Annotated in this window: 1 protein-coding gene; it reads right to left on the bottom strand. The window is 69.7% G+C overall.

Annotated features, from left to right (window positions below):
* On the bottom strand, nt 1-1,115 hold a 1,115-nt coding region (locus ACFYV1_RS33605), incomplete at both ends, for an amino acid adenylation domain-containing protein (RefSeq protein ID WP_389399449.1).

Raw genomic sequence — 1,115 nt, 5'->3', positions numbered from 1 at the left:
GCCCGGCCCGTGCCCGACGCCCCGTACTCCGGTACGGGCAGGGCACGGCGGTCGAGCTTGCCGTTCACCGTCAACGGCAACCGGTCCAGCACCACCACCGCCGCCGGAACCATGTACTGCGGCAACGACCGCGCCACATGCTCCCGAAGCTCCGAACCCGACACCTCACCACCGGCCACGTAAGCCACCAGCCGGCGGTCACCGGGACGGTCCTCACGCACCAGCACCGCCGCCTGCACCACCCGCTCGTGCGAGGCGAGCACGGCCTCGATCTCACCCAGCTCGATCCGGAAACCACGCAACTTCACCTGGTCGTCCGCCCGGCCCTGATAATCCAGCCGACCGTCCACGGTCCACCGCACCAGATCCCCGGTGCGATACATCCGCTCACCCGGACCACCGAACGGATCCGCCACGAACCGCTCCGCCGTCAGACCCGCACGCCCCAGATAACCGCGCGCCAGACCAAGACCCGCCACATACAACTCACCCACCACACCCGGCGGCACCGGACGCAGCCACTGATCCAGCACGAACACCCGCGTGTTCGCGATCGGAGACCCGATCGACGGCACCCCACCACCCGGCGCAAGCGGCCGCGACATCGTCGCGCACACCGTCGTCTCCGTCGGACCATAGGCATTCACCATCCGACGACCCACCGACCACGCATCCACCAGCGCCTCGGACACCGCCTCACCGGCCACCACCAACGACCGCACCGAACCCAGATCGCCCGGCTCCATCGCCGCCAGCGCCACCGGCGGAATCGTCGCGTGCGTCACACCGAACCCCGCCACCACCGCAGCCAGCTCCGCACCCGGCCGCAACCGCTCCGCAGAAGCGATCACCACCGCCGCACCCGCCAGCCACGCCATACACAACTCCGACACCGACGCATCGAAACTCGGCGAAGCGAACTGCAGCACCCGACTCCCGGGCTCCACCGCGAACCGCTCGATCTGCGCCACCGCCAGATTCCCCACACCCGCGTGAGAAACCACCACACCCTTCGGACGCCCCGTCGAACCCGACGTATAGATCACGTAGGCGGGGTGGGCCACCGCGACGTCCACCACGGGGTCGGTGGCGGGCATCCGGGACGTGTCCACGGA

The organism is Streptomyces sp. NPDC003023 (genome assembly GCF_042888225.1).
Classification (GTDB): domain Bacteria; phylum Actinomycetota; class Actinomycetes; order Streptomycetales; family Streptomycetaceae; genus Streptomyces.
Note: the sequence above shows the minus strand (reverse complement) of the source record. Positions and strands in the feature narration are given on the sequence as shown.